The sequence below is a fragment of the Pseudomonas sp. Irchel s3a10 genome (genome assembly GCF_900187525.1).
Lineage (GTDB): Bacteria > Pseudomonadota > Gammaproteobacteria > Pseudomonadales > Pseudomonadaceae > Aquipseudomonas > Aquipseudomonas koreensis_G.
In genome coordinates this window covers 159,559-173,838 of the sequence record NZ_FYDR01000006.1, presented here as the reverse complement: position 1 = coordinate 173,838, position 14,280 = coordinate 159,559, and the positions used below count along the sequence as shown (strand labels likewise).

The 14,280-nt window shown below is 60.9% G+C and carries 10 protein-coding genes; 1 reads left to right on the top strand and 9 read right to left on the bottom strand.

What is annotated here, in order from left to right; translation table 11 throughout:
* Window positions 1-65: 65 nt before the first annotated feature.
* From CKW11_RS18825 to CKW11_RS18815, 3 genes are all read right to left on the bottom strand, one after another.
* Window positions 66-506 (bottom strand): carboxymuconolactone decarboxylase family protein, encoded by a 441-nt coding sequence (locus tag CKW11_RS18825; RefSeq protein ID WP_095138711.1) that lies wholly within the window; start codon window positions 504-506, stop codon window positions 66-68.
* A 96-nt stretch (window positions 507-602) separates the two neighbouring features.
* Entirely contained in the window at window positions 603-2,045 is a 1,443-nt protein-coding gene (locus CKW11_RS18820) for a mechanosensitive ion channel domain-containing protein (RefSeq protein ID WP_095138710.1), read from the bottom strand.
* Between the two features lie 209 nt (window positions 2,046-2,254).
* A complete protein-coding gene (locus CKW11_RS18815) occupies window positions 2,255-3,121 on the bottom strand; it encodes a pirin family protein (RefSeq protein WP_095138709.1) in 867 nt (288 codons plus the stop codon).
* Between the two features lie 290 nt (window positions 3,122-3,411).
* Here CKW11_RS18815 and dkgB point away from each other — a divergent pair, with 290 nt between their 5' ends.
* Complete coding sequence (dkgB, locus tag CKW11_RS18810) at window positions 3,412-4,215, top strand: 2,5-didehydrogluconate reductase DkgB (protein WP_095138708.1); 804 nt, start codon at window positions 3,412-3,414, stop codon at window positions 4,213-4,215.
* Between the two features lie 4 nt (window positions 4,216-4,219).
* Here dkgB and CKW11_RS18805 read toward each other — a convergent pair whose 3' ends face one another.
* The 6 genes from CKW11_RS18805 to CKW11_RS18780 all read right to left on the bottom strand — a co-directional run bounded on the left by CKW11_RS18805 (window position 4,220) and on the right by CKW11_RS18780 (window position 14,269).
* Window positions 4,220-7,438 carry a transporter substrate-binding domain-containing protein gene (locus CKW11_RS18805; protein WP_177440017.1) on the bottom strand — a complete coding sequence of 1,073 codons (3,219 nt, stop codon included), beginning with the start codon at window positions 7,436-7,438 and terminating at the stop codon, window positions 4,220-4,222.
* An 8-nt stretch (window positions 7,439-7,446) separates the two neighbouring features.
* Window positions 7,447-8,079, bottom strand: coding sequence for a response regulator transcription factor (locus CKW11_RS18800; RefSeq protein ID WP_095138707.1), 633 nt, complete (start codon window positions 8,077-8,079; stop codon window positions 7,447-7,449).
* A 143-nt stretch (window positions 8,080-8,222) separates the two neighbouring features.
* Window positions 8,223-8,657 carry a chemotaxis protein CheY gene (locus CKW11_RS18795; protein WP_095138706.1) on the bottom strand — a complete coding sequence of 145 codons (435 nt, stop codon included), beginning with the start codon at window positions 8,655-8,657 and terminating at the stop codon, window positions 8,223-8,225.
* A gap of 135 nt (window positions 8,658-8,792) precedes the next feature.
* Window positions 8,793-9,509 carry an MgtC/SapB family protein gene (locus CKW11_RS18790; protein ID WP_095138705.1) on the bottom strand — a complete coding sequence of 239 codons (717 nt, stop codon included), beginning with the start codon at window positions 9,507-9,509 and terminating at the stop codon, window positions 8,793-8,795.
* A gap of 142 nt (window positions 9,510-9,651) precedes the next feature.
* A complete protein-coding gene (mgtA, locus tag CKW11_RS18785; protein ID WP_095138704.1) occupies window positions 9,652-12,351 on the bottom strand; it encodes a magnesium-translocating P-type ATPase in 2,700 nt (899 codons plus the stop codon).
* 580 nt (window positions 12,352-12,931) lie between these two features.
* A complete protein-coding gene (locus tag CKW11_RS18780) occupies window positions 12,932-14,269 on the bottom strand; it encodes a lysine N(6)-hydroxylase/L-ornithine N(5)-oxygenase family protein (RefSeq protein ID WP_095138703.1) in 1,338 nt (445 codons plus the stop codon).
* Window positions 14,270-14,280 lie beyond the last annotated feature (11 nt).

The following is a 14,280-nucleotide window of genomic DNA, read 5'->3' as shown; positions in this document are numbered from 1 at the left end:
TTAATGTTGAACGGATAATCGCTATCGCGAGCAGGCTCACTCCTACAAAAGATTGTGTCTGGGGCTTAGAGCTGCGGGATTTTGCGGAAGCCCACCGCCAGACGGTTCCAGCTGTTGATGGTGTTGATCGCCACGCTCAGGTCGACCATTTCCTTGGGCGTGAATTGCGCCGCGACGATGTCGTAGTCTTCGTCCGGGGCGTGGGTCAGGCTCAGTTGGGTCAGCGATTCGGTCCACAGCAGCGCAGCGCGCTCACGCTCGGTGAAGAATGGCGCTTCACGCCACGCGGTGACGGCGAACAGCCGGCGCGGGGTTTCGCCGCCCTTGATCGCGTCAGCGGTGTGCATGTCGATGCAGAAGGCGCAGCCGTTGATCTGCGAAGCGCGCAGCTTGACCAGTTCAATCAGGGTCTTTTCCAGCGGCAGTTTCGAGACCGCGGTTTCCAGGGCCATCATCGCTTTCATGGCGTCAGGGGAAGCGGTGTAGAAATCGGTACGAGTTTGCATGGTGAGTTTCCGGGGCCAGTGAATGTGTGACTAAGGTAGTCCCACCCCCGCTCCGCACAAATAGCCAATCTCCCGGAAGACGAGTAGACCACCGCATCACACGCGATTGCGCAACCACTGCAGAAACCCGGTTTTCGCCACCACGGGCGGCACGTCCTGGGTCAGGGTCTGAGCCTTGTGCAGGCGATAATCGAGCAAGGCTTTCATCGCCTCATTGATGTCGTGGCGGGCATCCAGGCACGGCTTCAGGTAGGTCTTCTCGATGCGGTACAGCGCACAGAAGGTTTTCGCCGCGAAGGTCGCCGGCACCGACGAATCGGAGAGGATCCCGGCCTCGCCGATCACCTCTCCTGGCCCCATGCGCCCGGATTCAAACGGGCTGCCATGGCGGGTCAAGGTCACGCTGACCACACCCGACTCGATGATGAACAAATGATCGCTGACCTCCCCGGCCTCCAGGATCGTTTCCCCGGCGCGGAAGGTTTGCAGGGTCATGTTCTGGCTGAAGGTGTCTTTCTCTTCCTGGCGCAGGGTGGAGAAAATCGGCGAACTGTCGAGCAGCGCCCGTGGCCGCGACAGGCCGCTTGGCGCATTCGGTTCCACGCTCGACAACAGATTGACCCCGGACGCCTGCAAGTGCCGGTAAGCCAGATCGAACAGCTGATTGCGCACCGAGCGTTTCTGATCCATCGACGAGACAAAACCGCTGATCTCATATTCCGCGCCGGCGCTGCTGGAGCTCTTGAGCGCGACGCTTGGCGAGGGATTGTCCAGCAGCGGGCGGCAGCCCTGCATTGCCCGCTCCAATGCGTCGATCACGGTGGTCGGTCGCGCATGCGGGCTGACCTGCACACTGACGGCCACCCCGAACATGTTGCTCGGTCGGCTGAAGTTGATGATCTTGGCCTTGGCCGCCAGCGAGTTGGGAATCACCGCCATGCTGCCCTGACTGGTCTGCAGACGCGTGGCGCGCCAGTCGATGTCGATGACCCGGCCTTCGGTGCCATCGATCGAGATCCAGTCATCGATCTGATACGGCTTGGTGGTGTTGAGCACGATCCCGGAGAACACGTCGCTCAGAGTACTCTGCAACGCCAGACCGACGATGATCGCCAAGGCGCCGGACGTCGCCAGCACACCTTTGACCGGCAGATCCAGCACATAGGCCAGCGCCGCGATAATCGCGATCAGGAAAATCACCGCACCGAGCAGATCCTGCAACAGCCGCCCGGTGTGCCCGACGCGCTGCATCATCACTGCGCCGATCAGCACCGTCAGGGTGCGCGCGCCAAACAGCCACCAGCCGATCTGCAACCCCGTCGCCGCCAGGTGCAGCGGCACGTTGTCAGCCCACGGCGCCGGCTCCATCGGGTTGAGGCCTTCGTTGAACAATACCGCACTGAACAGGATGAAAATCAGCACCCGCACCAGCAGCTTCCACTCGCTGCCACGGGAGCTGATCAAGCGCCACAGCCCCAAATCGAGGAGGATCAGGATCAACGCGCAAAACAACGGATGTTCGGTCAAAAAAGACAACATCAACGCACTCCGACAGGGCCCAATCGCGAGAAGATCGCACAGATTGGGCAAGTGTAGGAGTAATTGATTTCAGAGGAACAACGCCCGCGCAAAAACATCCGGAAACCAATGTGGGAGCGGGCTTGCTCGCGAAGGCGGAGGGTCAGTCAAACATGCATTGACTGACCCTCCGCCTTCGCGAGCAAGCCCGCTCCCACAGGGGTGAGAATTTACCCGCGCATTTGGCCAAAACGCCCGGACTGGAAGTCGGCGAATGCCTGATGAATCTCCTGCTCGGTGTTCATCACGAACGGGCCGTGGCCGACAATCGGTTCGTCAATCGGCTCGCCGCTGAGCAGCAGCACCACTGCATCTTCACTGGCCTCAAGGGTCAACTGACGACCGTCGCGCTCGAACAGCACCAACTGCCCGACACACGCAGTTTCCACACCGTTGATCTGCACCGAACCTTTCAACAGCACCAGCGCGGTGTTGCGCCCTTCGTGCAGATCGAGCGTCAGCAACTTGCCGGCATTGAGCCGCAGATCCCAGACGTCGATCGGCGTGAAAGTGTGCGACGGGCCTTTATGCCCATCGAACTCACCAGCGATCAGCCGCAGCCGGCCGGCATCGTCCTTCAGCGCGATATTCGGAATATCGCCGTCGAGAATGGTCTGGTAGCCGGGCGCAGCCATTTTGTCCTTGGCCGGCAGGTTGACCCACAGCTGCACCATTTCCAGCTTGCCGCCGGTTCTGGCGAAATCATCCGAGTGGAACTCCTCGTGAAGGATCCCGGACGCGGCGGTCATCCACTGCACATCGCCGGGGCCGATGGTGCCGCCGCTGCCGGTGGAGTCGCGGTGCTGCACTTCGCCGTCGTAGACGATGGTCACCGTTTCAAAACCACGGTGCGGGTGCTGGCCGACGCCACGGCGCTCGGTGGTCGGAGTGAATTCGGCAGGTCCTGCGTGATCGAGCAGCAGAAACGGGCTGATGTGTTTGCCCAGGTTGTCGTAGGAAAACAGGGTGCGAACCGGGAAGCCATCGCCGACCCAATGGCCGCGAGGGCTGGTGTAGATACCGATGATGTTTTTCATGGTTGCCTCCAAAAGGTGGGTGACGCAATGGATTGAGCTTAAATCCATGACGGCTGGAGGACTAGCCGGCAAAAACCGGCTTTAGTGTTCCATATTTAGAACAGTCCCACTTTTGAATCTCGATCCCTTGTGGGAGCGGGCTTGCTCGCGAAGGTGCCAGTCCGGACAACACAACTATCGGGAAAGATTCATGACTTCTGCTCAACAGTGCTTTGCCCCACCAGCGGTTTTTCCCAAGGACACAGACGCGGATACTACTGCCCATTCCCACTGCAACCCTGGAGTCATCAATGTCTGTTCCCGCTTTTGGTCTGGGTACGTTTCGCCTGAAAGGTCAGGTGGTCATCGATTCGGTGCGCACCGGCCTTGAACTCGGTTACCGCGCCATCGACACCGCGCAGATCTACGAGAACGAAGCCGAGGTCGGCCAGGCCATCGCCGCCAGCGGCATTGCTCGCGAAGAGTTGTTCATCACCAGCAAGATCTGGATCGCCAACTTCGCCAAGGATCGTCTGATCGAGAGCCTCAAGGAAAGCCTGCAGAAGCTGCAGACCGACTACCTCGACCTGACGCTGATCCACTGGCCGTCGCCGGAAGATCAGGTGCCAGTCGCCGAATTCATGGGCGCGCTGCTCGAAGCCAGGCGTCTGGGCCTGACCCGGCAGATCGGGGTGTCGAACTTCACCATCGAGCTGATGCAACAGGCCATCGCAGCGGTTGGCGCAGACAACATCGCCACCAACCAGATCGAACTGCACCCGTACCTGCAAAACCGCAAAGTGGTCGAGTTCGCCCGCAGCCAGGGCATCCAGATCACCTCCTACATGACCCTCGCCTATGGCGAAGTGCTGAAGGATCCGGTGATCCAGCAGATCGCGGAACGCCTGCAAGCGACCCCGGCGCAGGTCACTCTGGCCTGGGCGATGCAGTCGGGGTACGCCGTGATTCCATCGTCGACCAAACGCGCCAACCTGCAGAGCAACCTCGGCGCCACCGCGCTGACCCTGAGCGAGTCCGACATGGCGCTGATCGCCGGTCTGGAGCGCGGCCAGCGCCTGACCAGCCCGAAAGGCATTGCGCCGCAGTGGGATTGATCGCTCAGTCCTGAAGCCGCTGCGCGAGGCAGAGCATGGCCCTGCGCAGCGCATCCGCCGAGCGGTGGACCGCCAGGGTTTCGGCGTCGCGACACGCCTGTTCGAGCTCCGCACACGCCGCCGCCACCCGCGCGGCACCGACCATTTGCGCACCACCCTTGATGTGGTGCGCCAGGGTGGTTAATTCGCTCAGATCCTGTGGCTGGCGCGCAGCGTCCAGCCGTTGCAGATCCTCGTGCAGACTGCGCAGCACTTGTTCGCGCAGGCGTTGCATCACTACAGGATTGTCCCCGGCCATCTGCTCAAGCGCGCTCAGGTCGATCTCGGGCAGCGGCGGTGTCGGGTTCGAGAGGTGATCTCTGTCGCCGCGGCTGGCCGACTTCAATGCCTGTTGCAGATCGTGCAAGCGAATCGGCTTCAACAGACAATCGTCCATGCCGGCCTCAAGACAACGGATTTTCTCCTCGACCTGCGCGTTGGCGGTAAAGCCGAGGATCACGCAGCGTGCCCGACCGCTCGCCGCCTCTTCTTCACGAAGTGTCCGAGCGAGTTCGTAACCGTTGCGCCTGGGCATGTTGCAATCGGTGATCAGCACATCGAAAGCCTGTGTTCGCCAGCGCTGCAAGCCCAGTTCACCATCCTCGACATCGACCGTGGAGTGGCCCAGTTCACTCAATTGCCGGCACAGGAGCAAGCGGTTGACCGGATGATCGTCCACCACCAGCACGCTCAGCGAACGCGCTGGCGTATCCGCCACTTGCGGGCCTGCCGTCTCGGGTTCGAGCGCGGTCAACAGCGGCAGTTGCAGATTTACCTCAACCCGCGTTCCATGCCCCGGCTCGCTGTCCAGGCGCAGAGTGCCACCCATCATTTCGCAGAGGTTACGGCTGATCACCAGGCCCAGCCCCGAACCGCTACGCGCTGACTGGCCTTGATTAGCGGCCTGGACGAACGGACTGAACAGGCGTTTGCGGTCATCGGCACTGATGCCGATTCCGCTGTCTGCAATCGCTAGTTTCACGGCCAGCTGGCCAAGCGCCGCCCTGGTTACCGCCAGTTGCAGACTGACCTGCCCGTGCTCGGTGAACTTGATAGCGTTGCTCAACAGGTTTGACAGCACTTGCTTGAAGCGTGTCGGATCGAGCAGAACCTCAACGTCACTGTGCGCATCCAGTTCGACCTGCCACAGCAGGCGTTTCTCCCGCGCCAACCCCTCGAATACGCGGCACACCGCGATCACTTGTTCGCGCAGATTGGCCCGCTCCGGCGCGAGGGACAAATGCCCGGACTCGATGCGTGCGATATCGAGAATGTCACCGATCAACGCCAGTAATTGCTGGCCGGCAGCGGACGCGACCTCGATTGCCAGCTTGTCGATGACGCCCTCCTCGGCACGTTTGTGGGCCATTTCGAGCATGCCGATCAGGGCATTCATGGGCGTGCGGATTTCATGGCTCATGGTCGCCAGAAACGTAGTCTTGGCCCGATTGGCGTCGTCGGCGGCATCCTTGGCTTGCTGCAACTGCTGCAGCCACTGCTGACGCTGGCGCAGTTGCGAGCGCTGAAAACCGATCCAGGCCAAGGCCAGCAACAGCAACCCTGTCGCAGCGGCAAACGCCAGCAGGATTTCGCGGCGATGACGCTGCCAATAGCTCTCTTCCACGACCACGTCATGGCTCCAGCGCTCGACCAGTTCGTCCATCTGTTGTGGCGCGATGCTCAGCAGCGCCTTGTTCAGAATCGTGTGCAGCGCCGTATCCTGCGCTGCGGTGGCCAGGGCAATACGTGCCGGCTGATCGCCGATGGTATTGGTGATGCGCAGGCGCTCGCGGTAATGACGGGCAATCAGAAACCGCGCCACCAGCAGCGAGCTGACGGTCACGTCGGCCTGGCCTTTGGCGATCTGCTCCATGCCCTCGGCCGGGCTGCGCACCTCCACCAGACGGATCCCGGGCACCTGCTGCAGAATAAAGTCGCGCAATGGATGACCGCGATAAATCGCCAGCCGTTTGCCCGGCAGATCGGCGAGGCTGCGCGGGCTGCCGGCCGTCGTCGCGCTGACCAGCACAAACGGATTGTTCAGGTAGGCACGGGTGAATTGCAGCTCGGTTTCCCGTTCGCTGCTCGGGGTCACCACCGGCAACACGTCGAGTTCACCGGCCTTGAGCTGCTCGATCTGGCGGTCCAGCGAACGCCCCCGAACCACTTCGAATTGCAGCCCGCTACGCTGACTGATCAGGTTGAGCAATTGCGCCGACAACCCGTTGAATCGCCCGTCGGCATCAAAAAATGTCAGCGGGGCGAAATCCTCGATCACCCCGACCCGCACCCGAGGATGTTGCTCCAGCCACTGCTGCTCGCTGACACTGAGGCGTACCCGTGACTGCGCGGCCATGTGCGCGCCCCCCGCACTCCAGCGCTGCTCGATAAGCTGTCGGCGCTCCATGGGAATGGCCGCCAGCGCCTTGTCGATGATGCGTTTGAGGCGCACCTCACTGCGCAGCAGGGCGAAACCGAAGGGATTGGCATCCAGGCCCGATGGCCCGGCCAGTTGCAGGTCATTGCGGTAATTGGTGTTGATCAGGTAGTTGGCGCTGATCAGGTCGCCGAGATAGCCGTCATCGACTCCGAATGCCACCGCACCCAGCGCATCCATTGCCGAGGAGTAACGCTGCACGTTCGCCTCGGGATACAACGCTTGCACACTGGCCAGCGGCAGATAGTCCTCGACCATGGCGATGCGTTTGCCTGCCAGGTCGGCCGGCAACGTTTCGTCGAGCCGGGTCACCAGCATCGGTTGGTCTTCGGCATAAGGGCGCGACAGGATGAAATCCGGGTCGGCCAGCTCGAAATTGTTCGAGGTGCCCAGCAGATCGAGTTCGCCGCGCTTGAGTGCGCTCATCACCGCGTCGCGGTTGGCGTAGCGTTGCACCTCGATCCGCACCCCGAGCAGTTGCGCCAGCAGCTCCGCGTAATCGGCGGTCAGACCTTCCAGCTCCAACCGATTGCGGGTGGTTTCAAACGGTGGGTAATCGGCGCCGGAAATGCCCATGCGCAACCGTGGGTGCTCGCGCAGCCATTGGCGATCCTGCTCGTCGAGCGGAACCCGGATATTTTCCAGTGCCGCCTGGCTCAACAACTCCAGTGGCTGTGGCGGTTCACCAGCCCAGCAGGTGGCCGTGAGGCTCAACCACAGCACGCACCACCAGCGTCGCAGGTTCAATTTTCTAATCACATCAGATGGTTGCGCTTGGCGAATTCGCGCAAGTACACCGCTGACTTTGAGTGCAGCCCCAGCTTTTTTATCAAGCGGGTTTTGTAGGTGCTGACGGTTTTGTGGCTGAGGAACATTTCAGCGGCGATTTTCTTGTTGGGCTTGCCCAGAGCCAACTGCACGAGAATGTTCAGTTCTCGGTTGGAGAGCTCGTCGATCAGCTGTTTTTCGCTGCGGTGCGACGGGGTCGACACAAGGCCGTCACCCGTCAGCGCAGCAAAATAGGAGTAGCCCGACATCAGGGCCTGGACAGCCTTGTGCAATTGCAGCAACTGGTTGGTTTTAGCCACGTAACCCATGGCGCCGCCACGCAGACAGCGATCCTGGTAGTGCAGCGGATCCTGAGAAGTAAAGATCAGCACTCTGCAGTCGGGGTCGTTGGCCTTGAGCCGCTCCAGCGCTTCCAGTCCACCCACCCCCGGCAACTTGAGATCGAGTATCACCAGTTCCGGTTTTTGCTCACGGCTAAGCTCCAGGGCTTCGCTGGCGCTCGACGCTTCATGAATCACCCTGAACCTTTCGGCTTCGAGCACAAGTTTCACGGCAGCCCGCACCACCGGATGATCGTCGACGATCAGCGCTGACTTCATGACCGCTCCCAGGGCAAAAACAAGACGATGGCGCCACCGGTATCGGCTGTTCCGGCCGGGGTGGCTGCGCAAGAACTGTTACACGGGAAGCCAGCCGTATCTACCTGTCAGATCTGACAGTTGCGCAAAAGTGTAATTCGTGCTCAAGCCCGGCGTTGCAAGGCTGGCGCCGGGTTCCAGGCATTGGCAGCACACACCGGGGCAACGTCGACCCGCGCCATCAGGTGCTTGATCGCGGCCGCATTGGGCAGGCCGACATGGCTGATCTGCAGGTTTTCCTGAGCGAAGCCTGCGGGTGTCAGCGCAGGTGCCGAGGGCTCGTTATAGATCAGGGCGTGGCGCACCTGCGGGTTGTTGAGGAAAAACCCCGGCAGGTCCAGCGATCCGGCCGCCAGCTCGGCGTTGATGACCACGACGTCGAACGGTGCACAGCCGTAGTCCACCAGGGTCAGCAGCTCAAACAGACTCTGTACCGGAGCAACCCGGAAGTATTCGAGACCATTGAACAGGCGCTCGATTTTCATCCGGTGAAAATGCTGCGAATCGGCAATCAGGATACGCAGGGCTTTATTGATCATGCTCGATCTCATGAGGTGGATGGGTGCGCCAAGACTACGCAAGCCTCAGGAGCAGTTCTGTAGGACTTTTCTTAAAAAACCGGTCATTCATCCGCACTCATGAGCCATGCCGAATGGCTGCCCGACGTTGTTGCCTTATTCGGTGGTACTCGGACTCCAGAACGCCTGCACCACCAACGCTGAAGTCGAGATCCGTGCCACCAGGGCATCCAGCTCGTCACCGTCCACCGAGGTGGTTGCAAGTGTGGCTTCGATCTCGATTTCGTCGGCACCGAAGGCGTGTACATCGACGTCGCTGGCCGGGTAGTTGCTGCGTTCCAGCTCGGCTTCGAGCAGGGCGAACACGGCTTTCTGCTGTGAGCGCCGGGCGATGACATAGACAATGTTGGTGACTTCGGCCGAGACCACGTCCAGTGGCTGGCGGTTGATGTTGTTGACGATCGGCCGCAGCAAGGTGTTGGCGGCGAGGATGAACAGCGTGCCGAGCAGCGCTTCGGCCAGCAGGTCGGCACCGGCGCAGGCGCCAACGGCAGCTGACGTCCACAGGGTCGCGGCGGTGTTGAGGCCGCGCACGTTGCCTTCTTCGCGCATGATCACCCCGGCGCCGAGAAAGCCGATGCCGGAAACCACGTAGGCGACCACCCGCACCGCGCCTTCAGCACCGCCGAGACGGTTGGCCATGTCGACAAAAATCGCCGCGCCGACCGCCACCAGCACGTTGGTGCGCAGGCCGGCGGTGCGTTGCCGGTACTGGCGCTCGAAACCGATCAGGCCACCGAGGATGAACGCTGCGCTGAGGCTGACCAGCGTGTCGAGCAGTGAGGTCAGGTTGAGGTTGTTGATGGCTTGCATAGTCTTGTCCTTGAAAACATCCGAATCCCCTGTAGGAGTGAGCCTGCTCGCGATAGCGGTGTGTCAGTCGTTGAAATTTTGACTGACGGATTGCCATCGCGAGCAGGCTCACTCCTACAGAGGGAACAGCGTTATCCTGCTGTTATTGCCAGCCGAACCGGCGGATGTAGAAGCCTTTCACCGCCTGGGTCAGCGCCATGTACGCCAGCAGGATCATCGGCAGGAACACGAAGTACAGCGACGGCAGTGCCTGCAGTTTGAAGTAGTTGGCCAGCGGCCCCATCGGCAGGAAGATCCCGACCGCCATGATGATTCCGGTCATCACCAGCAGCGGCATGGCTGCACGGCTTTGCAGGAACGGAATCTTCGGCGTGCGGATCATGTGCACGATCAACGTCTGGGTCAGCAAGCCCACCACGAACCAGCCGGACTGGAACAGCGTCTGGTGATCCGGGGTGTTGGCATCGAACACGTACCACATCAAGGCGAACGTGGTGATGTCAAAGATCGAACTGATCGGCCCGAAGAACAGCATGAAGCGTCCGACATCCGCCGGCTGCCAGCGTTGCGGCTTTTTCAGCATCTCGTCATCGACGTTGTCGAACGGAATCGCGATCTGCGAAATGTCGTAGAGCAGGTTCTGTACCAGCAGGTGCATCGGCAGCATCGGCAGGAACGGAATGAACGCACTGGCGACCAGCACCGAGAACACGTTGCCGAAGTTCGAGCTGGCGGTCATCTTGATGTACTTGAGCATGTTGGCGAAGGTGCGGCGCCCTTCGAGTACGCCCTCCTCCAGCACCATCAGGCTCTTTTCCAGGAGGATGATGTCTGCGGCTTCCTTGGCGATGTCCACCGCGCTGTCTACCGAGATCCCGATGTCGGCAGTGCGCAGCGCCGGCGCGTCGTTGATGCCGTCGCCCATGAAGCCGACCACATGCCCGTTGCCTTTGAGGATGCGCACGATGCGCTCCTTGTGCGACGGCGTCAGCTTGGCGAACACGTTGGTTTTCTCCACCGCCACCGCCAGCTCGGCGTCGCTCATGCGCTCGATGTCGTTGCCCAGCAGCAAGCCCTGTTGTGCCAGACCGACTTCGCGGCAGATCTTCGCGGTCACCAGTTCGTTGTCACCGGTCAGCACTTTGACCGCCACGCCGTGTTCGGCCAGAGCCTTGAGCGCCGGCGCGGTGCTTTCCTTCGGTGGATCGAGGAATGCCACGTAACCGATCAGCGTCAGTTCCTGTTCATCCGCCAGGCTGTAAGTGTCGCGACCTTCCGGCATCGAGCGGGCAGCCACCGCCACCACGCGCAAGCCCTCAGCGTTGAATGCTGCGGTGACCTGACGAATCCGGGTCAGCAATTCATCGCTCAAGGCTTCTTCGACTTCGCCGTGCTGCACGCGGGTGCACACCGCCAACACTTCTTCCACCGCGCCTTTGCAGATCAGCAGATGCGGTTCGCCACGCCCCTCCACTACCACCGACATGCGCCGGCGGTTGAAGTCGAACGGGATCTCATCGACCTTGCGAAATGCCGTGCCGACCTTCAGTTCACGATGGATTTCCACGTGTTCCAGCACCGCCACGTCGAGCAGGTTTTTCAGCCCGGTCTGGTAGTAGCTGTTGAGGTAGGCCTTTTCCAGCACATCGTCGGAGTCTTCACCCCAGACATCGACATTGCGCGCGAGGAAGATCTTGTCCTGGGTCAGGGTGCCGGTCTTGTCCGTGCACAGCACGTCCATGGCGCCGAAGTTCTGGATCGCGTCCAGACGTTTGACGATGACCTTCTTGCGCGACAGGAACACCGCACCTTTGGCCAGCGTCGAGGTGACGATCATCGGCAGCATTTCCGGGGTCAGGCCCACGGCAATCGACAGCGCGAACAGCAGCGCTTCGGTCCAGTCGCCCTTGGTGAAACCGTTGATGAACAGCACCAGCGGCGCCATCACGAACATGAAACGGATCAGCAGCCAGCTGACTTTGTTCACGCCCAGCTGGAACGAGGTCACTGCGCGGTCAGTGGCACCGACCCGCTGCGCCAACGCGCCGAAATAGGTGCTGTTGCCCGTGGTGAGAATCACTGCCACCGCCGTGCCGGACACCACGTTGGTGCCCATGAACAGGATGTTCTCCAGCTCCAGCGGGTTGCGCGTGTCGCGGTCGGCCTGCCGGGCGAATTTTTCCACCGGCATCGATTCTCCGGTCATCGCCGCCTGGCTGACGAACAAATCCTTGGCGCTGAGCACCCGGCAGTCGGCGGGAATCATGTCGCCAGCGGACAGCACGATCAGATCGCCCGGCACCAGTTGCTTGATCGGCAGTTCGATGCGCGGCTCGTCGCGGCGCATCACCGTGGCGGTGTTGCTGACCATCGCCTTGAGCGCGTCGGCGGCCTGGTTGGATTTGCTTTCCTGCCAGAAGCGCAGCAGCGTCGACAGCACCACCATGGAGAAAATCACCGTGGCGGCTTTCAGGTCTTCGGTCAGCCACGAGATCACCGCCAACAACGTCAGCAGCAGGTTGAACGGGTTTTTGTAGCAGTGCCACAGGTGAGTCCACCACGGCAGCGGCTGCTCGTGTTCGACTTCGTTGAGGCCGTGCTGCGCGCGCAGTGCATCGACCTCAAAGTCGGTCAGGCCATCGGCGTGGGTACCCAGTGACGACAGCAGTTCGCCGCTGTCGCGCTGGGCCGCATCAACCAGGGTATTGGCCAGGGTTGGCGGCACTTCACGGCTGACCGTGGTGTCGGTGATCGATTCCAGCAGCGCCAGACGACGGAAGTGCCGGGCGATGTGGCGTGTGCGCAGAAAGCCTGCGAAAAATTCCTTGAGCGTAAGTTTCATGGCTGTTGCCCCTATGGTCAGCCGGGAAACCGTCGAGCAGGTACGACCATGCCTCGTTCACCGGAAAATCCGGCACGGCAAGGCTTGGCGCGCCGGTCAGAAAAGACAGGCGTGTCGATAGGTTTGCGATCGCGACCACACGGTCGAAATCACATACGTTCAGTGTCGATGAGAAGGACGTCGGGACATGGTCTCAACTGACCATGATCGGGATGCCGCTGCTCGCTTTACGGCGAGACAACGGCAGAGAAAGGCTGCGCGTTATCTTGCCGAGAATCTGCCGGTTACCGAGACCGGCCGACAACTGTCACTCGAACAAGTACCCACTGTGGGTCTCCGCTATTGATGAAAACGCGCGAAGCTTACGCCTCGATGATTTGAGAGTAAACCCGTGAAAGAAGGTGTGTCGGGGATGTTCAGGAAGGGTTCAGGAATGAGTTTTGCGGTATTGCTGAAGGGCCCCTTCGCGAGCAAGCCCGCTCCCACAGGGGATCTTCATTGAACACAGATTTTGTGGTCGACAGAGATCCAATGTGGGAGCGAGCTTGCTCGCGAAAGCGGTATGTGAGGCGCTACAAAATCAGCTGGCAGTCGCCAACAACAGATCCGCCATCGAACGGCTGTGCCCACGGTTCTTGCCATGCTCATACAGCGACCCGGCAATCTCGTCGGCACGCACCGGCAACACCGAGAGCAGCGTATCGCTCAGACCATGGCTGGCTTGGCAGAAGCCCTGCATGTACAGGCCGGCCTTGCAGCGTTCGTCGGTGATCAGTTTGTAGTTGCGATCGACCTCGAAATCACCAAGGTATTCTTCCAGTGGCGCCAGCAGTTTGCGGTGCATCTGCCGCTCGTAACCGGTGGCCAGAACCACGGCGTCGTAGGTGCGAACGGTGACTTCGCCGGTGGCGTTGTTGCGCACCGCCAGTTCGATGCCGCGTTCGGTGGCGGTGGCGCTCTCGACGGTGGTCAGGGTACGGAACGCATGACGGGCAATGCCCGAGACTTTCTGCCGATAGAAGATGCCGTAGATGCGCTCGATCAGGTCGATGTCGACCACCGAGTAGTTGGTGTTGTGGTACTCGTTGACCAGCCGCTCACGTTCGGCGCTGTTTTGCTGGAACACCAGATCGGTGAACTCCGGCGAGAACACTTCGTTGACGAACGGGCTGTCGTCCGCAGGCTTGAGGGCCGAGCCGCGCAGGATCATGTCGACCTGCACCGACGGGAACGAATCGTTCAGATCGATAAAGGCTTCCGCCGCGCTCTGCCCGCCGCCGATGATTGCGATGCTCATCGGTTGATTGTTCACGCACGGCTGCTTGGCCATCTGCGACAGGTACTGCGAGTGGTGGAACACGCGGCTGTCGCCCTTCAGTGCCTTGAACGCTTCAGGAATACGCGGCGTGCCACCGGCACTGACCACCACCGAACGCGCAGTGCGCACGAACTGCTGGCCTTCGCTGTCGCGGGAGATCACGCGCAGCGCTTCAACTTGATGGTTGTGCAGCACCGGTTCGATGGTCAGCACTTCTTCGCCATAGCGGCTCTGCTCGGTGAACTGCCCGGCGACCCAGCGCAAGTAGTCGTTGTACTCCATGCGGCACGGGTAGAAGGTGCCGAGGTTGATGAAGTCGACCAGACGGCCGTGGGCCTTCAGGTAATTGACGAACGAGTACGGGCTGGTCGGGTTGCGCAGGGTCACCAGATCCTTGAGGAAGGAAATCTGCAATTCGCTTTGGGTCGAAAGAGTGTTGCCGTGCCAGCTGTAGTCGGCCTGCTTGTCGAGGAACAGCACATCCAGCTCGCCGTGGGTCGGGCCGCGCTCTTGCAGAGCGATGGCCAGCGCCAGGTTCGAAGGGCCGAAACCGACGCCGATCAGGTCGTGAACGATGGGCGATGCAATTGCCTGAGTCATTTCCAGTGTCC

Coding starts and splice junctions, on each gene's coding strand:
- CKW11_RS18825 (WP_095138711.1), bottom strand. CDS start 506: ATGCAAACTCGTACCGATTTCTACACCGCTTCCCCTGACGCCATGAAA.
- CKW11_RS18820 (WP_095138710.1), bottom strand. CDS start 2,045: ATGTTGTCTTTTTTGACCGAACATCCGTTGTTTTGCGCGTTGATCCTG.
- CKW11_RS18815 (WP_095138709.1), bottom strand. CDS start 3,121: ATGAAAAACATCATCGGTATCTACACCAGCCCTCGCGGCCATTGGGTC.
- dkgB (WP_095138708.1), top strand. CDS start 3,412: ATGTCTGTTCCCGCTTTTGGTCTGGGTACGTTTCGCCTGAAAGGTCAG.
- CKW11_RS18800 (WP_095138707.1), bottom strand. CDS start 8,079: ATGAAGTCAGCGCTGATCGTCGACGATCATCCGGTGGTGCGGGCTGCC.
- CKW11_RS18795 (WP_095138706.1), bottom strand. CDS start 8,657: ATGATCAATAAAGCCCTGCGTATCCTGATTGCCGATTCGCAGCATTTT.
- CKW11_RS18790 (WP_095138705.1), bottom strand. CDS start 9,509: ATGCAAGCCATCAACAACCTCAACCTGACCTCACTGCTCGACACGCTG.
- mgtA (WP_095138704.1), bottom strand. CDS start 12,351: ATGAAACTTACGCTCAAGGAATTTTTCGCAGGCTTTCTGCGCACACGC.
- CKW11_RS18780 (WP_095138703.1), bottom strand. CDS start 14,269: ATGACTCAGGCAATTGCATCGCCCATCGTTCACGACCTGATCGGCGTC.